Origin of the sequence: Microcoleus sp. S36b_A4, assembly GCF_036700645.1 — a bacterium.
GTDB lineage: Bacteria > Cyanobacteriota > Cyanobacteriia > Cyanobacteriales > Microcoleaceae > Microcoleus.
In genome coordinates this window covers 23,001-43,754 of sequence record NZ_JAUBPI010000040.1, presented here as the reverse complement: position 1 = coordinate 43,754, position 20,754 = coordinate 23,001, and the positions used below count along the sequence as shown (strand labels likewise).

The window sequence follows — 20,754 nt, the reverse complement described above, 5'->3', positions numbered from 1 at the left end:
AGAAAGTTATGACAACGAAACTAAGAGCTACCCACACAGAGAAAATGGAGAGAGACTTGCACCAGTTGAGGGCAGACCAAGAACTGATTCTCAACCAAGTAGACAATGCGATCGCTCTGTTCGACTCGTCTGACTGCTTAGTTTTGTTTAACAAAAAATTGGCCGGAATCTGGCAACTGTCCCCAGAATGGCTGGAAACAAAACCGAAGTGCCACTTGCTGTTTGCGGAAATTGTCGATCGGGGTTACTTGTCCCTTCAGCAGTGGCAAGAGTTTCAGCAAGCACTTGAAAAATCTCAGCATGAAAGTTTATCATTTTATTTCGAGCAAGCCAATGCGGTTTGTTTGGAGGTGTGCGCCACGATTACCAACAGCGGCGGACGGCTGTTTACCTTTAGAGACGTTACGGTATACCGAAACTCCCAAGCTAGCTTGAACGCAGAAGTCAGGCGTCTGAGCTTTCTTTTAGGTTTAACCGAACGCCTGCAAAAGTCTGACAGTTTGCAAGAAATAGGTCAGTTTGCCCTCACCTATTTAGTAGAGGCAATGAATGCAGCTTTCGGAGATGTCAAGGTAATTAACGGCAAGGGAAACGACCGCCAAGCGTCGGGGATTTGCAACCAAGTTTCTAGTCAATTTTTGGCTACTTACGGGGAACCCGTAGTCGCAGGAATGCAAGAATTGCTCGACCAAGGCATTCCCTACGGCATCGGTTTGCTGTGGGAAGTGGTGAAAACTGGTAAACCTTTGTTTGTCGAGGATTATGCCCAACACCCCAATGCCGTGCCGGAATTTCGGCATCCGGGAATTGGACAACTGGGTATTTTTCCGATCGCAGCCACCAACGGCACGATCATCGGAGTGCTGACGCTGGAGTCCCGCAACATCAAAAAACTGCAAGCCGCCGTCCACCAAGAAGTGCTGGAGGCTGCTTGCCGGACTCTGGGGGCGGCGATCGAGCGGGCTCAGACACAAGAGAACCTGCGCCAAGTTAACGAAGAATTAGAGTATTCTTCTCAGTTGAAATCCGAGTTTTTAGCCTCAATGTCCCACGAATTGCGGACGCCTCTCAACAGCATTCTCGGCTTTTCTGACTTGCTGCTGCGACAAACGGCCGGACAGTTGAGCGATCGACAAATCAACTATGTAGAACTGATCGAAAAAAGCGGCCAGCACTTGTTGCAGCTAATCAACGATATTCTCGATCTTTCTAAAATTGAAGCGGGGAAAGTAGAGCTAAGTTTACAGCCGGTTCGCGTTCACGAACTCGCGACAGACTGTCTGAAAATGATTCAGCCTCGGGCAGACAAAAAGCGGATCGGGTTGTCTTTAGAACTCGACTACCGCATTACTAAAGTTTGGCTGGACGAACGGCGAGTGCGACAAATTGTGATTAATTTACTTTCCAATGCCATCAAATTTACCCCCGAACAGGGACAAGTTAAACTCAGCGGGCGTCTGGCCTACGGCAGCGAAATAGACGGCGACTACCGGCCGGATTGTTCTCCTGTAAATGCCAGCACTCCTTATTTTTGTTTAGAGGTAAAAGACTCCGGTATCGGCATTCCTCAAGACCGCTGGCACTTGCTATTTCGACCTTTTCAACAGGTGGATTCTTCCCTGACTCGGCGCCACGAAGGTACAGGTTTGGGTTTGGCTTTGACTAAGCGATTGGCAGAATTGCACGGGGGAACTGTTTCTTTTCAATCTGTTTGCGATCGGGGAAGTCTTTTCCGCGTTTGGCTGCCTTTGACGGAGATGCGTCAACAGTTGGGAAACTTTGCTTCTTGTGCTTTGGATACCAAGTTAGTTCCTGCTTCTGCGATCGCTTTACCAATTGCCAGGAAGCGGATTTTGGTTGTCGAAGACCAGCCTTTTAACCAAATGTTAATTTCTGAGGTGATGGAATTGGAGGGGTACGGGGTAGAGATACTTGCGGATGGGAAGGCGATGGCCGATCGTATTCTCGCCGCCTCAGTAGCCGCGGAGTTGCTGCCGGATTTAATTTTGATGGACATTCAGTTGCCGGATGTTGACGGCTTTGAGTTGATGCGCCGAGTTAAAGCAGATCCTGTCTGGGATTCGGTACCGATGATTGCGGTGACGGCGATGGCGATGCCCGGTGACAGTGAGCGATGTTTGGAAGCTGGCGCTTCTGCTTATTTGAGTAAGCCACTGGATTTGAATTTGACGATCGCTACTGTCCGTTCTTTTCTCGGTTAACAATAATTATTTGCAGTTCCAGCACTGCCATTTATGAAAATTGATAACAACAAAGGTTAAACTCAATAGTAGATAAATATCTATATGACTTGCCCGCACTTGCCTCAGAAAGCCTGTTCCTAGGAAAAATATTGAGTTTAGTAAGGAGAAATATATCAATTAACCCGTTTTCGAGCTTCCCCACGCGCAACTTCCGAGCTAAATTCAATGTATTATATCATATTCCATGTCAAACAAGTCGCCCTGCATCATGTTGGTTGATGACGAGCCAGCTAATCTGATTTTACTGGAAGAGTTATTGCTCATGAAAGGATACGCTACAGTATCAGCGCTATCTGGCGCTGAAGCCCTCTCCATTGCCCGCGCCTCTCGACCCGATTTAATTTTATTAGATATTATGATGCCGGAGATGAACGGTTTTGATGTGTGCGAAAGCCTGCGTAAGGATACGGCATTGCAAACTGTACCGGTGATTTTTTTAACTGCCCTTGATGACGATATGTCTCGCATCAAAGGGTTAGAAATGATGGCCGATGATTATTTGACAAAACCTTTTAACAGTCGTTTGTTGCTGGCAAAAGTTGAAAATATTTTGCAGTTGAGTCAAATGCGATCGCAAGCTGTATCTTCCCAATTCAACCAGCAGGTAAAAGAGCAAAGCAAACGCCAAATCGCCGCAGCTTGGGAAGCCAACGAATATCTTTCAGAAAAATTTCAGCTATTTGTGCCAGAGCAACTTCTCGAACGAATTGCGCCACAAGGAATAGAATCTATTCAGTTGGGCAATGTCACAGAAGAAGAGCTGACTGTTTTATTTTGCGACATTCGCGGGTTTACTACGATCGCCGAATCTCAACAAGCTCGCGAGACTTTTGAATGGTTGAACGCTTTTTTTACTAAAATGAACGAGTGCATCACGTCTCACGGCGGGTTTATTGACAAATACCTAGGCGATGCAATCATGGCAGTATTTGACAAGCCTAATTCTCACGCTATGGATGCGATCGAAGCCGCAGTAGCAATGCAAGAAACTTTGCAAGAATTTAATGCCACTCGCCACAAATACAATTTAGAATCTCCCGTCAATATTGGTACGGGAATTAACACAGGTATCGGCATGATCGGCACTTTAGGTTCCGATCGTCGCATGGACTCTACAGTCATCGGTGATGTCGTAAATACAGCTTCTCGGTTAGAAAATTTAACTAAAATATACGGCTGCCAAATTATTGTTAGCGAAAATGCCATTGTTCGTGCAAGAGAATTTCTAAATGGCATAAGTTCCAACTCCCACTCAAAAGAAGGTCTATTATTAAAATGCGACTTAGAATTAGAAACACAGGAGAGTATTATTTCTACTTCTGGGGCGACTGCTGCTGACAGCCATTTGCCCAGCAACAATTATTATTATCGCTGGATCGATCGAGTAACCCCGCGTGGCAAGCAGCAAGCTATTGAAATCTACGAAATCTGGGCAGCCTCCTGTCCCGACTCGGAGGCAAAGCAGCTTACCCAGGGTTTATTTGACAAAGGAATTCAAGGATGGCAATCTGAACGATTTGTCGCAGCCTTGGGATATTTTCAGCAACTAATAGAACAAAACCCTGCTGATACAGTCGTCCGTTTTTATATAAATCGCTGCCAGGAAAAACTAGGTTTACTACCTGCAAATAGCACTTCATAAAGATTTAACTTTTAGGGCGGGCTACAAGGGGAGCATCTCAATGAAAGCAGCTAAGCTAGAAATTGGAGTTAGGAGTCAGGAGGAAAGAGGAACAAGGAAGAAAGAAGGAGCCAGAAGAAGTGTTTTTACAAATATGAGATGCTCCCAGCTACAAGCCCACCCTACAATAGTTTAGACTTATTGCAAAAGTCCCCTACTATCCTGCGTTGCGTCTATGGTTTCCCTATCAATGAAGGATTTATGCAATAAGTCTACAGTAATTGGAGTTCGCATCACACAGTCGTCAAAACTTGCTCTCTCAATTTCCCGATCAACTCATTCACACCTCCCGCATTCAAACGGTAACTCAGAGGATGACCGATTAAATAAGCTGAACTTTCAAACAAAACATCAATTTCCACCAAACCATTTTCTCGCAAAGTTTTGCCAGTCGAAACCAAATCCACAATTGCCTCCGACATTCCTGTAATCGGCCCTAACTCCACAGAACCGTAAAGCGGCACAATTTCCACCGGCAAATTCAAATTGTGAAAATATTCTCTTGCACAGTGTACGAACTTAGAAGCAACTCTACCGTGAGGAGGCAAATCCACAGTTCTTCGATAAGAACTAGATTCCTTCACCGCCACCGACAGCCGACATTTGCCAAACTTTAAATCAATTAAATTAGCAACTTTTGGCTTTTTTTCCCGCAAAACATCATAGCCAGCAATTCCCAAATCCGCTTGACCGTATTCCACATAAACCGGCACGTCGTGGGTCCTTACTAGCAAAGCTTTGGCAGTGCCTGTCGGGTCATATATTTGAAGTTGTCGGTTAGATGAATCGAGAAAAGCACTGAAGTCTAATCCAACCGATTTAAACAGCCGAATGCTATCTCCTAACAATCCGCCTTTGGGAAGTGCAACAGTAATCATGTCAATTTTTAGAGTGTAATTTTCTCAAGTTGGGAAGGGGGCGATCGCGGTCTAAGCAGAAACAGCTTTTACCAAACTCAGAATAACACATAGAGTTAATAGCAAAAAATAAATTTCTGGTATTGCTCGATCCTTTGTTTGAGGATATATTATATTTAGTAATTTTTTAGTGAGTCACTTGTTTCAAGGGCGCTCGGTATGGAAAACAATCAAGAATTGGATGAAAATTTTCACAGTGTAGACCAGGATTCCCTGAAAAAGATTACAGTAGATGAAATCCTCTCAGGCGGTGGTGTAGAGAAGGAGGAAATGGACTATACAGTTGCTGTACCTAACACTAAGCAGACCAGGGTTCCCAGGGACAGAGGCTTCTTATCTCATGTGCAATCCAGCGTGTTCGATCGCGCCCCCCGATCGCAGTTTGCAGAAAAACGCGGAACGCTGGGAGGCTGTTAATTTGACAACTCTCCGCCCTAGAAGGGCAGAGATTCTTGTATCATTCAGTCCACTTAATAAGTACAGCTTCCTGTACTTACCAGAGATGGTTCTGTCCTCAAGCTTTCGACTCATTGCAGAGTCTTGTTCTCGTGTGCCCCACGGTACAATTCAAAACCCAAAATACTGGTTTCTCTGGTACTTGTTGCTCGAAGTTTTTACCCGCGCAAGCTTTTCTGCGCGGAACCCCATAACTTCAGTTTTCAAGGTGCGTTGCCTTCAGGCGACTGGGTTTTTAATGTGGTTGAATACCCTAGCCACATTACAATATTATCACGACCAAGAATAAAAAGTCGTCCTATAAGGACGGGGCTTTAGACCCAATTTTTTGGTAAAATGCTTGCAGAGACTGGTGCAGACAACGAGCCGATCGCCTGATCGCCATTGTGTGTCACGCTTTTGTATATTCGACTCTAAAACTTAAAATTGCACAGGCGATCGGAAATAGCTAACAGCTACATTATGACCAAATTGACTCTGGTAATCGGCAACAAAAATTATTCCTCTTGGTCGCTGCGCGCTTGGCTGGCGATGAAACAAGCTGGACTGGAATTTGCCGAGGTGAGAATCCCCTTAGACTGGCCGACAACGCATGAAGAAATTCGGCGCTATTCTCCTTCGGGAAAAGTGCCAGTTTTAATCGACGGCGATCTGAAAGTGTGGGAATCTTTAGCAATTTGCGAATACGTTGCAGAACGCTTTGCAAATGATTTGTGGCCGACAGATGTAGCCCAACGGGCGATCGCCCGTTCCATCTGCGCCGAAATGCACGCGGGTTTCCAAAATTTGCGCGACAATATGCCGATGGACTGCCGCAACCGCTATCCGGGAGAAGGGATGACTGCCGGTGTCAAAGCAGAGATCGATCGCATCTTTTCCATTTGGCGCGAATGCCGCCAAAAATTCGGGACAGGCGGCAATATGCTGTTCGGAAAATTCACAATTGTTGACGCTATGTTTGCCCCCGTTGTCATGCGTTTTGTCACCTACGGAGTCAAACTAGATTCATCAGCAAAAGCTTATGTGGATGCGATTTTGGCCTTGCCTGCCATCCAGGAATGGGTAGCAGCAGCTTGCAGCGAAACGGAAAGTATTCCACACATTTAAATTTAGCAAAAATCAGTTTACTTAACCTAAAATCTCAAATCTCAAATTTAAAATCAGGATGCGGATTCTTTTAGTTGATGATGAAGTTGAGTTAACTGACCCTTTGAGTCGAGTCTTAACGCGCGAAGGTTATACAGTTGATGTGGCATTTGACGGAGCAAGTGGCAGCAATTTAGCGATGCAGGGCAATTACGATTTGCTAATTTTGGATTGGATGCTGCCGAGACAAACCGGACTGGCAATTTGCCAGAAGTTGCGATCGCAAGGACGGAATACACCAGTGCTCTTTCTCACCGCCAAAGATACCGTAGACGATCGCGTACAAGGACTCGACGCCGGTGCAGACGACTATTTAGTCAAACCTTTTGAACTGCGAGAACTGCTAGCCAGAGTCCGCGCATTACTGCGGCGGCCTCCTACTTTTGATGCCGAGGTTGCTGTCGGGCGGCTGCAAGTTGCAGATTTACAGCTAGACTACGACAATCAATTAGCTTATCGGGGCGATCGTACAATTGATTTATCAGAAAAAGAATGTCAGTTATTAGAATACTTAATGCGTCATCCCGGTCAATTGCTAACACACGAACAAATCCACCAATATTTGTGGAGTGAAACAGAAAAACCCAGCAGCAATGTATTAGCCGCTCAAATTCGCCTGCTGCGCCGAAAAATAGAAACCCCTGGCGAATCTGTCCTAATTCACACAGTCTACGGCAGAGGCTATCGCTTTGGAGAAGCAAATTAAAAATAATATAAATTGTACAAAAATCATTTTTACTTCTTCCCTCTTCCTTCTTCTTTCTTCCTTCTTCGTTCTTCCTGACATCCGTTAAATCCGTTACATCCGTTACAGAATCCGTTGCCGAACTTCCCTCTTCCATCGGACTGACATCCATGACATCCGTTAAATCCGTTACAGAATCCGTTGCCGAACTTCCCTCTTCCTTCTGCTATATTATCTATTATCGGGGAAGTATGCACCCTAAATCCGCCCTTACGTATCTTGACAAACCAAAGTAATTACTGTCACCTCCGGCGGACAAAATAGCCTTCCCGGCGCATAAGTCCCCAAACCGCGATTCACGTACAGCAAATTACTCCCAACCCGATGCAAACCGCTAGCCCATTCCCAGTGAGTAACTACTCGATCCCAAGCCGACAGAAAAGGAATGAACTTTCGGATTCGTTTAGGAATAAAATAGCCAATTTTTCTGACCCAAGCGTACAAAGGGCCGATACCAGGAATAACAATTTGACCACCGTGAGTGTGGCCAGAAAACTGCAAATCAATCCGCCAATTTTGCAGCTTTTCAGCAGTGTCAGGATTGTGAGACAAGACAATCCGAGGAATCGCGGGATTTATGGATGTCATTACAGGTTTAGGCGCAAAATCGCCCGACCAAAAATCTGCCAAACCAACTAAAGCCAATTCTGACCCCAAAGGATAGATTGCTTCGTTGTACAAAACCCGAATTTCGACGCTATTTAAAGCCTTAGTAACCTCTCTTTTTGCCTCCGGCCAATAGTGGTCATGATTGCCCAAAACCGCGTAAATTCCCACCCGACTTTGCAAGTTTTTCAATCGCTGCACTAAGCCGTAAATAGGTGCGGGGTCATAGCTAATAAAGTCACCAGTTAAAAAAATCAGGTCTGGTTCGGCTTCATTGGCTGCTGCAATCGCCTCTTCTAGCAACCATTCCGACAGTCGCACCCCGTCATAGTGAAAGTCTGTAAGCTGTACAATTTTAGTACCGGATAGATTTGCTGGAAGATTGGCGATGGGTATTGTTAAATACTCTACTCGCAGTTTTCCAGTTAATAACCTGTGCATAAATCTAAGGTTTATTGGTTACAGAGCGCCACCTCTAGCTTAGCAAATAAACAGGCAAGACTGCAAAACTAGACATTCTTCCCTTTTCCTTATATCCTCTGACTAATGACTACAGTCCGGGACGCAAAAATTGGAATTTCCTCAAGAGAATTCAAACAGAAATGCCCAATTTTTAGTTAGGCTTTCTTGCAAAATTGTTTCGGTATTACGCGCCCAACTAATACAGCATTTTTATTATAAAATAATGACTTCCGTAACAAGCTGTTTAAAACCGATCAATTCTCTTCATACTGGCATTCCCCGCCTCTATATTCTTTTAGCAATTGTCAAAGCTGAGATTGGTGCCGATCCCCATCGCATCGGCTTACCACAGGGGGATTGATCCTACCAAACACTATCTCATTATTAATGATTTATTACTGAGTAGGTGGAAATAAACATGGCGTGGGGGAAGCCGAGTTTTGCATTAATAATAAACTGTGGCTAGTATATGTTATTGCCTTACCCGCCCCTAGGATATTTTATTTTTTTGTCGCGTCTGCCTAATTGTTAACTAATAACTTCTGACGAAAGCCGCTTCTTCTCAATATATTGCTGGTGGTAATCCTCTGCCATATAAAATTCACTAGCAGGTTTGATTTCTGTGGCAATATCTTTGTCGTATTTACCGGAACTTTGCAATTTGTTTTTGGAGATGCGAGCGGCTTTTTCTTGTTCGGAATTGTGATAAAAAATTACAGACCTGTACTGTTCGCCTCTGTCGGGGCCTTGGCGATTGATTTGGGTTGGATCGTGACAGTTCCAGAATACATCTAGCAGTGTTTCGTAACTCACCTGCGATCGATCGTACTCTATCAGCACAGATTCAGCGTGACCAGTCACTCTGGCGCAAACATCGAGGTAGCAAGGATTGGGCCAGTGACCTCCTGTATAGCCCGCAGCCGTTGAGACGACACCCGCAACGGCGCGAAACTTGTGTTCAACTCCCCAAAAACAACCGGCGGCAAATGTGGCTTTTTCCATCGTGTTACTCATCGTATTGCGCTCAAACTTGGTAATAAATTATACTTGACATATTCCCATAAGTGTGCATTCCCAAACTAATCGCGGCTGTACGTAGTTTAGCAAATATTGCCGTGCTTTCTCCAATGGTTCTAAGGGCGATCGACTAATTCCCCCTGCCAAAAATTGTTGCCAGTAACAGTGCTGTAAATAATCGATTAACCACAACTGAGATTCAGTATCTAAAGTTTTATCAATTTCCTTTGCCAATTCCAAAGCAGACCGCAGATTTTGAGGCAACTGCTTCACCTTTTGCAGCAAATCATCGGGTATTGATTGCAGTTGCTGCCAAATTGAAATTGCCTCCCCAGGACTACCCTGAGCCATCCCCAGTACCTCGGAATGATCCAAAATCTGCGCGAATCCGGCTTGCTGCAAAACTTGTGCCATTGCTTCGGGATTCAGCCTAGAAAACTGGATTTTTTGACAACGGGAAATCAAAGTTGGCAGCAAAGCTTCTACTGTCGGAGCAATTAAGATTAGGGCTGCTTTTCCCGGTTCTTCCAATGTCTTCAACAAGCCGTTAGCGGCTCCCTCGCCCATTGTTTCTGCTTGTTCCAAAACTACGACAGAACGCGCAGCTTCTAGCGGCGGTCGGCTGAGAAAATCACCGATTTCTCGAACTTGTTCTAAACGAATTTGTGGTGGTGCTTTCCGTTTTAAACCGGCTTCCTCTGCTTCCTTTGGTGTAAGCCGTTTGCCTTGGTTCATGTAAGTGGGTTCTACCCAAAGTAAGTCTGGATGATTTCGCTGCTGCACGCGATTTTGTACCGAGGCTACGAGTTTGGTTTCGGGAAGATTGGCTGAGAATAAAAGCTCGATGAAACATTGAGCAGCTAAACTTTTGCCGATGCCGTTAGAGCCGACAAATAAATAACCAGGAGCAATTCGGTTTCGCTCGACTGCTTGTGTTAGCAATTCTACTGGTCGCTCTTGTCCGATTAATGATGTGAAATAATTCATGTGACAGTTGACAGTTGACAGTTGACAGTTGACAGTTGACAGTTGACAGTTGACAGTTGACAGCTTGCCCGAAGAGCGCAGTCGAAGGGTTGACAGTTGACAGTATTCAGTTGACAGAAGGAAGTTATTGTAGGGTGCGTAAGGGGCGCTGAATGTAATGACTACCTATTCAAGAATTTTGCCCCGCTACCCTATGGTGAGTTAGTTACAACGAAGAAACCGGGTTTTTCCTCGAACTTGAGGATTTTTAGCAAATATTTCGTAAAAAACCCGGTTTCTGGCTATCTATGTAAGCTTACTTTTCAGAATTGGTATTATTTAAATATCCCCAAGCTTCTAACCGGCGAGTTACAATAGCTTGAATTTCCTGAGCGACTTCATATTCAGGCCGATCGGCATTTATGCGAACAATTCGAGATTTATTTGCCTCGGCTAACTCCGCAAAACCTTGCTGCACAAGGCGGTGAAACTTCAAATCAGCTTGCTCGATCCGATCGCACCCTCCCCTGGCCCTTACCCTAGCCAAACCCGCTTCCACATTAATATCCAGCCACAAAGTCAGATCGCTTTCCAAGCCGCCGGTGGCAATGTCATTCAACTGCTTAATTAAATTTAACTTAAGACCGCGGCCGTAGCCCTGATAAGCGATCGTAGAATCAGTAAAACGATCACATAAAACAATCGTTCCTTTCAATAACTCGGGTTTGAGAAAAGTTTCGACGTGTTGAGCGCGATCGGCAGCATACATGAGTAATTCTGCTCGATCGGATACAGATTCGCCCCCATCTTGTTTCAGCAGCAAATGTCGCAGTCCCCTTCCCAACTCAGTACCCCCCGGTTCGCGAGTAGCCACCAACCGGACTCTCAGACAGCAACTTGCTTGCAGAAACTGTATCAAGCGCTGCATTTGCGTAGTTTTACCCGCACCTTCAACCCCCTCAAACACGATAAGTTTGCCCTTCATTGCCCTAACTTTCCACCTGAATAAAATAAATCCATATTGTTCTGTTCATCTGTTCTAGGTTCGGTATGATAATAAAGTCTAAATGCCTCACGGCTGGAGTTGTCTATGGCTCGCTATACTGGTTTTTTTATCGTTGCCGTTCCGATCGACCGTCTCCGTCAATCCCTGATTGAAATTTTAGAGTCATGCAATCTTGATATTATCTACAATACAGGAGATTCCGTCATGGCTCGCGAACTTCCCGGTCAAGTTTCGATTGCCAAACTTGTCACCGCAGAAGTCCTAATTGAGAAAAACACGGCTAGCGACTCAGAGGTTCGCATGAACTTCGTGATTAAAAACGAGGAACTGCCCCTGCAAACCAACAACCACTGCCGTCAAATGTTCGAGCTAGTGAGTCGTTCAATTATGAACAACAATAACTGGCGACTTTTGGAAAGTATGGCACTGTAGCCATCAGTCAGTCAATTTGAGGTGTGAGATTTTCGCTTGACTCTACAGATGAATCAGGGGGTTCTAACTAACGTGGAAACTTCTTGGCTCTCGACTCCTGGTGTGAGGGGTTTGTTTCCCTCTTGGTATGAGGTCATCAGTCATTAATTTCTAACTAATGACCGATGACCTCCGACATTTATCTGTCATCCCTAAATTTAAGCTCGAAATCCCCGACGCAAAAACAAAGAATTTGTCACAACGCTAACAGAACTAAACGCCATAAATGCTCCCGCCGCCGCAGGACTGAGTAGAATTCCGGTTGCAGGCAGCAAAAGACCCGCTGCAACCGGAATTCCCAGAGTATTGTAACCAAAAGCCCAAAATAAATTTTGGCGAATCTTATTAAAAGTAGCGCGCCCCAGTTCGATCGACTCAACAACATCCATCAAAGCATTTCGCATCAACACAATTTGAGCAGTCTCAACTGCGACATCCGTACCGCAGTGCAAACCGATACCGACATCCGCTTGAGCCAAAGCCGGGGCGTCATTGATGCCATCCCCCACCACAGCCACTTTACAGCCTTGGGCTTGCAAAGTCGCGATCGCCCTCGCCTTCCCCTCCGGCCGCACCTCGGCCAAAACATCAGCCGCCGCCAAACCTAGCTGCTGCGCCGTCACCGCCGCCGCAGACGCCGTATCCCCCGTCAGCATCATCACCCGCAATCCCATGCCCCGCAAACGTTCCACCGCCGCCTTAGCATCCGGTCTCAGAGTATCTTTTAGCCCGATTACCCCCAGCAAAACGCCGCCAGAAGCCACGTAAACCGCCGTTTTGCCTTGCAAAGACTCCGACAATTCCGTCGCCACAGCGACCCCCTGCTCTTTCATCCACTCAGCATTTCCCGCGAACACCCGCCGGCCCTCCACCAAAGCCGAAACCCCCAAGCCCGGTTCCGTGCAGAAATCTTCAGCAGCTAGCAGCGGCAAACCTTGCTGTTGAGCTTCCAGCAAAATCGCTGCAGCGATGGGATGACAAGCGCCCCTTTCCACCGCCGCCGCAATTTGCAGTAGTTTTGAGTCAATTGTGGAACAAACCTCTTGTTTGTTTCCAGAAACCCCATCAATTGTGGAACAAACCTCTTGTTTGTTTCCAGAAACCCCATCAATTGTGGGACAAACCTCTTGTTTGTTTCCAACATTAATATCTGAGTTGAAATCCCACTCCGAATTCTGGAAAATCGGCAAATAATCTGTGAGTGTGAGATTTCCGGTTGTCAGAGTGCCAGTCTTGTCAAAAACTACAGTATCTAATTGATGCACCCGTTCTAAAACATCACCACCGCGAATTAAAAGTCCGCGCTCCGCCCCGATGCCAGAACCGACTAAAATTGCAGTTGGGGTAGCCAGTCCCAACGCGCAAGGACAAGCAATGACTAAAACTGCGATCGCCAATTTCAAACTTAAGAGCAAAGGCGATTGATAATGGATAATTGGCAATTGATAATCGGTAACTGATAAGTGATTTCCCATGCCCAATGCCCCATTCCCGATGCCCATTGCCCCATGCCCGATGCCCGATGCCCCATGCCCCATATCGTGTCCTAAAAGCACAGAAGGCCAAATATGGGTGCCGGCAAAATACCAAAATAGGAAAGTTAAAACCGATATCCCCATTACCCCATAAACAAAATATCCCGCCACAGTATCAGCTAAATTTTGAATCGGCGCTTTGCGAGTTTGGGCTGCCTGCACCAAAGCCACCATTTGAGCTACAGTGGTTTCCTTACCGGTGCGAGTTGCCCGCATCACAACTGCGCCGGATTTATTGATAGTTCCGGCGGCAACTGTATCTCCTGGTTGCTTCAAAACAGGCATCGATTCGCCACTCAGCATCGACTCATCTATTGTTGTTTTGCCTTCGCAGACTTCACCGTCTACCGGTATTTTTTCCCCTGGCAGAACTTGCAGCCATTCTCCGACTCGGACGCGATCGGCTGGAATTTCAATGTATTGTGGATCGTAGACCGCAGATGTCGAGTTTAAAGGCAATTCTTGCGATCGCAAATCCAAACTCGAAAGTTTAAAATCAACTAAGCGGGCTTTTGCCGGTTGCAATGCCATTAAAGCTTGCAAAGCAGAGGCAGCGCGGCGTCTGGCTTGCTGTTCGAGAGTTTTGCCCAACAAAATAAAGCCCAGCAGCATCACCGGTTCGTCAAAAAAGCACTCCCATCCCATCCGTGGAAACAGCAGCGCCGCGTTGCTAGCGGTGTAAGCTGTGACAGCGCCTAAAGCTACCAAAGTATTCATGTTGGGTGCATTTCGCCACAAACTGCGGCACCCGTCAACGATAATCGGGCGGCCCGGTAGCAGCAAAGCTAGGGTAGCGAGTCCCCAGTGAAACCAAATATTGCTGAGAATTGGGGCTTTTGTGCCGAGTACGTGACCTAAACCGGATAGAATAATTAGGATAAGGGCGATCGTCAATTGCTTGATTTGCTGTCGAATTTCTTGTCGCCGTCGTTCAATTGTTGTCGCTTCTGCTTCCCGGTGATTTTCACCTAAACGAGACTGAGAGGGAAATCCATTATCAGTCAACTTTTTCGCTAAAGCCTCTGCATCGACAGTCCCCGGTTGACACTCAACCGTCGCGACTTCTACGGCCAAGTTAACGCAAGCTGAAATTACGCCTGAATACTGCATGAGTTGACGTTCCACAGCTTTCGCACAGCCGGCACATTTCATCCCGCCGACATCGAAAGTAACAAGTTCTGGCGGTGAGTCTTTAACTGGTAGGATTTCTGCTTGAATTTCGGTAATAGTTTTGGGCAAAAATTGCATGTTTTTTTTTGGTATTGATTAGAATATTTGGGTAGTTCTGAAAGGATTTAATGCACTGTTTAGACAAATGTCTATATTTTTATCATAGATAAATATTGTGGCATCTTCCAAAAGTGTTAGTTTTTTTTAATTCTTATTAGTTCCCCGCTGTTAAATCCTTAGTCCGGCAGGGGTTTCAACTACTGTCGGAATGCGAGTTTAATGCTAAGACACGGTTTGGACACGGCAGTGCCGTTTCCCTATTTGGTATAATGACCCAATTGCCTAGTTAGTATCCAAATTTTATTTGACCAATTTAGCTATGACAGCCACACCCAAATTTTATATTATCAAACGTCCTGCCGGTAATTGCGAAATTTTGCCGTTGGCGGAACCCTCGCAGAGGATCGCGCAACTCGAAGAACAAAACCCCACTATTATTGAAAAGTGGGGCCCTTACGATTCGCCCGAAGATGCTATCGCCCGCCGCATCGGATTAATTCGCGCCGGCAAATGCCAGCCGCAATGAGGAATTATATCAATTCTGGTTGCACCGGAATTATTGTTGACTGTTGACTGTTGAAGGAGGGGTTGAAAAACTGAATGATAGTTGAGTATTGACTGTTGATTCGATTTTACAATTCCGATGCTAGCGGAGTTGATATTAATATTACTTTCCTCCCCGTCGCGAAAGCTAACGTGATATCAAATATTTTAGCATCAAAATTATTCCTATCTCTCTTCTATTCATCTGCGTAAATCAGCGTCAATCCCTTGTCCGGGGCGGTTAATACATTCTCTTTTTTTCACCGCAGATGAGGGCAGACAAACACAGATTAACGCAGATGAATTAGATTAATTTCGGTTGCACCGTCCGAGATTGTTGGGTGTTGACTGGGTTTGATCTGACTCGCAATGACGGATTGCAAAAAATACCGAAGCATTCGAGTTGAAAATCTGGGCTTTGGGCCGTAAATCTTCGCCGAATGCTTTTTTTGAACTGACACCTACACAAGTTTTCTATTTAGATTTAGAAGGTGCTGCACTCGGTTTTGCTTGCGCTGCATTTGGTTTAGCTGGCGCAGCATTCGGTTTGGCCTCCGCCTTATTGTTCCCAGTTTTACCAGTAACTTGCTGTGTCAAAACTTCCATAGCTTTTGCGTACTGCGGATCGGCCGTCGTAGCGATTTTATCGCGATCGCGCCTCAATTCCTGTTTTTGAGCGTCGGTGAGTTCTACCTTAAAATCCGGTTCAATCCCGGCGTGGTTGATATCAGTGCCGTTGGGAGTAAAATACTTGGCAATTGTCACCGCTAAACCGGCACCATTTCCCACGCCGCGTACTGACTGAACTAAACCTTTACCAAACGTCTTTGTTCCCACCAAAACCGCGCGTTTGTTGTCTTGCAAAGCACCGGATAGAATCTCGCTAGCACTTGCTGAACCGCCGTCTACGAGTACAACTAACGGTTTGTCTGTGAGTTCTGCCTTATTTGCCGTTTGTTTATCGGCCTCACCGACTCGATCGACCGTCGAGACGATCGTACCTTCTTTGAGCCACATCCGAGCAATTTCAATACTTCCGTACAGCAACCCGCCGGGATTGGAACGCAAGTCTAAAATATAGCCCGTCACTTTTTTCTGTTCCAAATCCTTAATTGCCGATCGCATTTCCGATGCAGCATTCGCACTGAACTGATTTAAGCGAATATAGCCGACTTCTCCGATGGGAGTTTTCTGCACCGACTTCCGCACAGGATGAATTTCAATTTTAGCGCGTTTCAGCTTAAATTCTAATTCTTTGCTTCCCCGCAAAATCGTCAGCGTCACCTCAGTATTCACCTGACCGCGAATCAAACTTACTGCTTGATTCGTATCCATGCCTTCTGTGCTCTTGCCGTCAATCTTAGTAATGATATCTTTTGCCAGAATACCAGCACTAAAAGCAGGGGTATCTTCGATCGGCGAAATCACCACCAACTTCTTAGTTTCCTCATCTTGAGTCAACTGAATCCCAACTCCTGTGAGTTCCCCAGAAGTTTCAACCTGCATATTTCTGAACTCTTGAGGGTCCATAAACCGCGTATAAGGATCATCCAGCTTCTTCAGCATTTCCCGAATTGCTTTGTAAGCTTCGTCGTCGCTGGTATAAGTCCGGTTCAAATAATCATTCCGCACCGCTTTCCAGTCAACCTGGTTAAAAGTGCCATCTACATAACTTTTGTCAATAATTTGCCAAACTTCATCAACTAACTCTTTAGGGCTTCCCCTAAAAGAAGCCAGAGATTTAGAACTGCAACCAGTGTTCGCAAGAGTTACGGCAGTGAGTACCACCGCTGCTGCACTTAGAACAAGCCCTCGTTTTGTTATAACCATTTGTGTGACGCGCGGGAGGAAAAGAGTTCACAATAATTACGCTCAATCTAACACAGGCAAGGCCTGCTCGCCTTTGGCGTACATATATTATTCCATTTTGCCGAGTTCTGCGGTGTCAACTTAAGACTGAAACCCTCTATCTCTTTCGTTTGTATCAAAGTCTCGATCCCCCTAAATCCCCCTTAAGAAGGGGGACTTTGAGCGCTCTTGTCCCCCCCTTACTAAGGGGGGCTAGGGGGGATCTCCGGGTTTAAAACACTCCCTAGGGACGATCGACAGCAATTAAGGATCGACCCAGCGATCGTCCGATTTGATCAAATTAATCAATTCTTCCACACCTTGCGACTCCGGGACTTTCTTAATTTCTTCCCGGCCCCGGTACAGCGAAATATAACCCGGTTGCTTCCCGACGTAGCCGTAATCAGCATCAGCCATTTCTCCGGGCCCATTGACAATACAGCCCATTACTGCTATATCCAAACCGGTGAGATGCTTGGTCGCCTCTCTCACTTGGTGTAACACTTCCTCTAAATTAAACAAAGTGCGACCGCAGGAAGGACAAGCGACATACTCAACCATCGTTTTCCGCAGTCCCAAGGCTTGCAGAATGCTATAGCAAACGGGAATCTCCTTTTCTGGGGCCTCTGTCAGCGAGACGCGGATGGTGTCGCCGATGCCGTCAGTCAGCAGCGGTGCCAGGCCTGCGGTGGATTTGATGCGGCCGTATTCGCCGTCTCCTGCTTCCGTGACGCCCAGATGCAGCGGGTAATCCATGCCGAGTTCGTCCATCCGGTGCGCCATCAAGCGGTAAGCAGCCACCATCACGGGCGCGCGGGAGGCTTTCAGGGAAATTACAATATTTCGGAAGTCGAGGGATTCGCAAATTTTGATGAATTCCAGGGCGGATTCCACCATGCCTTCGGGCGTGTCGCCGTAGGTAAAAAGCATCCGTTCGGCGAGGGAACCGTGATTAACGCCGATTCGCAAAGCTTTGCCTTGGTCGCGCAGGGAAATCACTAGAGGTTCCAGGGTTTCGCGGATTTTTTCGCCAATTTCCGCGAATTCGGCGTCGGTGTATTCGGTTCTGTCGGCTTTCGGCTTCTCGAACACGTAAAGTCCCGGATTGATTCTCACTTTGTCTACGTGTTTAGCCACTTCGAGAGCAATTTTCATACCGTTGTGGTGGACATCGGCGACGAGGGGCACGGGTTGGTAGGTGGCGTGCAGTTTTTGCTTGATTTCGGCTAAAGCTTTGGCGTGGGCCATGCTGGGCACGGTGACGCGGACGATTTCGCAGCCAATCTCGTGCAAGCGCCGAATTCCGGCGACTGAACCGTCGATGTCGAGGGTGTCTTCGTTAATCATCGATTGTACGACGACGGGGTTGCCACCGCCGATCGTGACGCTACCGACTTTGACGGGCCGGGTTTTGCGGCGTTTGATGGTGGTGTCGAAGGTTGGTTCGGTGGTGAGGGTTTTAGTGGGGTTCGGCAGAGTTTGCATAACTGGTTGCTAGAGTTTTGTTACTAAGGTCTATAAAAATGTGTCTGCTGTTTTTTAGGTTGCCATAGAAAGGGTCTGTTTGGGCAATGAGGTTTTGGGATTTAGGATTTTTGATAGAAGTACGATCGAACTTGTAAGTCACATTATGTAGTTTTGGGCGAGCGGGCGATCGATTTTTTAGTATTAAAATTTAACATTTCGGGCGTGCAAGATGCCCATTCCACAGATGAATCCGGGGGCTTGTTTAACAGTTGATAAATTTCAGGTAGAATATAAAATTATTGTGGGCGATCGCATTTAGCAAAAATATCTCGATAGTTTGGAGTCTTAAACACTTATGCCAGATGAAACGATTAGGATTGTGACCAGCGATATTCCGGGCGAGTCGCCTCAAGTCGTTACTGCTGATGGTGGCAAAAGTCTGGGAATGGGGGGAGCACCTTTCTTGGATATGGAATCACCGTCAAAGTCTTCTAAACCGCCAAAACTTCCCGATGCCACGGGTGAATTTAGAATTCATAATGTCAGTGTAGAGACATTAGAGCAAGAAATGGCTCATTTGCTGGCAGTTGTCGATCGACTCCTAATCCGCAGTGAAGAGAAGCGCGATCGCAAGTCTAAGATGGAGTTAGAGGAAATTGAGCTATCGGTGGAAATTAACGGTCAGGGACAAATTAGCATCATCGGTAACGGGGCCGCAGCGGGAGGAAAAGGAGCGATAAAGCTCAAGTTTAAACGGGAACAATCAAAGTGAAATGGCGAAAAATTGGGCTGTTGTCATAGGTATTAATGAATACGAGCACCTGCAACGTCCGCTGAAATATGCTAAGCGGGATGCAGAATTAATGCGGGATTTTCTCTGCAATGAGGCGGGATTTGAGAAAGTTTACCATTTCTCGGAAGACTCATCGGACAAACAGTTGCTGCCTACTAGATCGAACGTGATGCGGTTGTTACACCTTATGTTTGAACGGCCTTTTATGAGTGCGGGAGATAACTTTTGGTTTTTCTTCAGCGGTCACGGAGTTCGTCAAAATGGGTGGGATTATTTGATGCCGAGTGACGGTTTTCCCGAAGATATTGCAAATAGTAATATTTCAGTTAATTATATTATCCAACGCTTGCGACGCTGCGGGGCTGATAATATTATTTTGATTTTGGATGCTTGCCGCGATGAGGGAAAGTCAGTTGAGGGGATTGGCCGTCAAACCGCTGAACAAGCGCGGCAAATGGGAGTCATCAGCATTGCTTCCTGTAGTCCAAATCAGATATCTTATGAAATTGAAGATTTACAACAAGGTAGTTTTACTCGTGCGTTACTAGAAGGATTGGGTACTCAAGGTAAATGTGCGACTGTTGAACGATTGAATCAATATTTAATCCATCGAGTACCCGAACTCAACCGCCAATGTGGGAAACCCAAGCAAACACCTCTAACTATTGCTGAACCTATTGAAAAATCTCACCTAATTCTTTTGCCGAAATACGCCACTTTAGCTGATATGCTGACGCTCAAGTATGATGCTTCCCAGGCTGAAATCAACAAGAATCTAGATTTGGCAGAACAGTTGTGGATTCGGGTATTAGTTGCATTTCCTGGTGATATGGATGCGATTAAAGCAATAAAAAGAATTGCTGTTTCACAGACACACCCAACAGCTATATCATATCAACCGAGTTCGGAAAATGGTGCTAAAACCGAAAAATCCCCTCAACCTGCACCTCATAGTTTTACTGCTATTGAGCCGGATGTTCCCCTCAAGTCAGAACGCGGAGTAGACTACACTAAGTTGCGCGATTTACTGGCAACTGGAAAATGGCAAAAGGCAGATGAGGAAACGACGAATAAGATGCTGGAAGCAGCAGGCAGAACAGAGGAGAGGTGGCTCAGCATTGAAGATATCGATCGATTCCCCTGTGAAGACTTACGAACTATTGACCAACTTTGGGTAAAATACAGTAACGGACGTTTCGGCTTTTCGGTGCAGAAACGCATCTATGAAAGTCTGGGGGGAAGCAGAGAATACGATCGGGAAATTTGGGAAGCTTTTGGCGATCGGGTGGGTTGGCGTGTGAATAACGATAGGTTGTACTACAAAGATCTAAAATTTAACACCAAAGCACAAATTGGCCACCTCCCTGTGGGGGGGGGGTGTGGGTGGGGTTGGGGGGGTTGGGGTGTGGGTGCTCTCTTCTCTCGCGTCGAGACTTGTAGAGTGTAACAACATCTAAGGGTTACAGAGTTTTGTGAAGATTTATAACAGAGGCTTTAACCACGAAACCGCGCCACTTCTACGTTTCCGATAGCTGGCCCTCACCGGACTGGGCTAAAAGGCTACCAGTGATACTAATTGTTAACATAATGTTTGATGTCGA

The 20,754-nt window shown here is 46.1% G+C and carries 17 protein-coding genes; 9 read left to right on the top strand and 8 right to left on the bottom strand.

Annotated features, from left to right (window positions below):
- Positions 1–8: 8 nt before the first annotated feature.
- Together QUA03_RS14945 and QUA03_RS14940 are read left to right on the top strand one after the other, a co-directional pair.
- On the top strand, positions 9–2,222 hold the full coding sequence (locus QUA03_RS14945) for an ATP-binding protein (RefSeq protein WP_333213074.1): 2,214 nt from the start codon (positions 9–11) through the stop codon (positions 2,220–2,222).
- Positions 2,223–2,448: 226 nt separating this feature from the next.
- Entirely contained in the window at positions 2,449–3,906 is a 1,458-nt protein-coding gene (locus QUA03_RS14940) for a response regulator (protein ID WP_333213073.1), read from the top strand.
- A gap of 272 nt (positions 3,907–4,178) precedes the next feature.
- On the opposite strand, the gene hisG is transcribed toward QUA03_RS14940, so the two are convergent.
- Positions 4,179–4,823: an ATP phosphoribosyltransferase gene (gene hisG / locus QUA03_RS14935; protein WP_333076539.1), complete on the bottom strand. Its 645-nt coding sequence runs from the start codon at positions 4,821–4,823 to the stop codon at positions 4,179–4,181.
- A 198-nt stretch (positions 4,824–5,021) separates the two neighbouring features.
- Between hisG and QUA03_RS14930 the strand changes: the two genes are divergently transcribed.
- From QUA03_RS14930 to rppA, 3 genes are all read left to right on the top strand, one after another.
- Positions 5,022–5,279 (top strand): hypothetical protein, encoded by a 258-nt coding sequence (locus tag QUA03_RS14930; protein ID WP_333213072.1) that lies wholly within the window; start codon positions 5,022–5,024, stop codon positions 5,277–5,279.
- A gap of 501 nt (positions 5,280–5,780) precedes the next feature.
- Complete coding sequence (locus tag QUA03_RS14925) at positions 5,781–6,425, top strand: glutathione S-transferase family protein (RefSeq protein WP_333213071.1); 645 nt, start codon at positions 5,781–5,783, stop codon at positions 6,423–6,425.
- Between the two features lie 58 nt (positions 6,426–6,483).
- Positions 6,484–7,170, top strand: a complete 687-nt coding sequence (rppA, locus tag QUA03_RS14920) for a two-component system response regulator RppA (protein ID WP_333213070.1) — start codon at positions 6,484–6,486, stop codon at positions 7,168–7,170.
- 249 nt (positions 7,171–7,419) lie between these two features.
- On the opposite strand, the gene QUA03_RS14915 is transcribed toward rppA, so the two are convergent.
- The 4 genes from QUA03_RS14915 to tmk all read right to left on the bottom strand — a co-directional run bounded on the left by QUA03_RS14915 (position 7,420) and on the right by tmk (position 11,245).
- Complete coding sequence (locus QUA03_RS14915) at positions 7,420–8,256, bottom strand: metallophosphoesterase (RefSeq protein WP_333213069.1); 837 nt, start codon at positions 8,254–8,256, stop codon at positions 7,420–7,422.
- A 549-nt stretch (positions 8,257–8,805) separates the two neighbouring features.
- Positions 8,806–9,291 carry a peptide-methionine (S)-S-oxide reductase MsrA gene (gene msrA / locus QUA03_RS14910; RefSeq protein WP_445304760.1) on the bottom strand — a complete coding sequence of 162 codons (486 nt, stop codon included), beginning with the start codon at positions 9,289–9,291 and terminating at the stop codon, positions 8,806–8,808.
- 27 nt (positions 9,292–9,318) lie between these two features.
- Positions 9,319–10,281 carry a DNA polymerase III subunit delta' gene (locus QUA03_RS14905; protein ID WP_333213068.1) on the bottom strand — a complete coding sequence of 321 codons (963 nt, stop codon included), beginning with the start codon at positions 10,279–10,281 and terminating at the stop codon, positions 9,319–9,321.
- Between the two features lie 295 nt (positions 10,282–10,576).
- Positions 10,577–11,245, bottom strand: coding sequence for a dTMP kinase (tmk, locus tag QUA03_RS14900; RefSeq protein WP_333213067.1), 669 nt, complete (start codon positions 11,243–11,245; stop codon positions 10,577–10,579).
- A 105-nt stretch (positions 11,246–11,350) separates the two neighbouring features.
- Here tmk and QUA03_RS14895 point away from each other — a divergent pair, with 105 nt between their 5' ends.
- Positions 11,351–11,698: a hypothetical protein gene (locus QUA03_RS14895; protein WP_190659999.1), complete on the top strand. Its 348-nt coding sequence runs from the start codon at positions 11,351–11,353 to the stop codon at positions 11,696–11,698.
- Between the two features lie 197 nt (positions 11,699–11,895).
- Here QUA03_RS14895 and QUA03_RS14890 read toward each other — a convergent pair whose 3' ends face one another.
- A complete protein-coding gene (locus tag QUA03_RS14890; protein WP_333213066.1) occupies positions 11,896–14,520 on the bottom strand; it encodes a heavy metal translocating P-type ATPase in 2,625 nt (874 codons plus the stop codon).
- A 301-nt stretch (positions 14,521–14,821) separates the two neighbouring features.
- On the opposite strand from QUA03_RS14890, the gene QUA03_RS14885 reads away from it, so the two are divergent.
- A complete protein-coding gene (locus QUA03_RS14885) occupies positions 14,822–15,028 on the top strand; it encodes a DDE transposase family protein (protein WP_333213065.1) in 207 nt (68 codons plus the stop codon).
- Positions 15,029–15,519: 491 nt separating this feature from the next.
- Here the strand turns inward: QUA03_RS14885 and ctpC are convergent, their stop codons facing one another.
- Together ctpC and ispG are read right to left on the bottom strand one after the other, a co-directional pair.
- Complete coding sequence (gene ctpC / locus QUA03_RS14880; protein WP_333213064.1) at positions 15,520–16,875, bottom strand: carboxyl-terminal processing protease CtpC; 1,356 nt, start codon at positions 16,873–16,875, stop codon at positions 15,520–15,522.
- A 282-nt stretch (positions 16,876–17,157) separates the two neighbouring features.
- A complete protein-coding gene (ispG, locus tag QUA03_RS14875; protein ID WP_333213063.1) occupies positions 17,158–18,378 on the bottom strand; it encodes a (E)-4-hydroxy-3-methylbut-2-enyl-diphosphate synthase in 1,221 nt (406 codons plus the stop codon).
- A 337-nt stretch (positions 18,379–18,715) separates the two neighbouring features.
- Here ispG and QUA03_RS14870 point away from each other — a divergent pair, with 337 nt between their 5' ends.
- Both QUA03_RS14870 and QUA03_RS14865 read left to right on the top strand, forming a co-directional pair.
- Positions 18,716–19,132, top strand: coding sequence for a Pepco domain-containing protein (locus QUA03_RS14870; protein WP_333213062.1), 417 nt, complete (start codon positions 18,716–18,718; stop codon positions 19,130–19,132).
- 1 nt (position 19,133) lies between these two features.
- The gene (locus QUA03_RS14865) at positions 19,134–20,600 is read left to right on the top strand and encodes a GUN4 domain-containing protein (protein WP_333213061.1); all 1,467 of its coding nucleotides are present in this window, start codon (positions 19,134–19,136) and stop codon (positions 20,598–20,600) included.
- Positions 20,601–20,754: the final 154 nt, after the last annotated feature.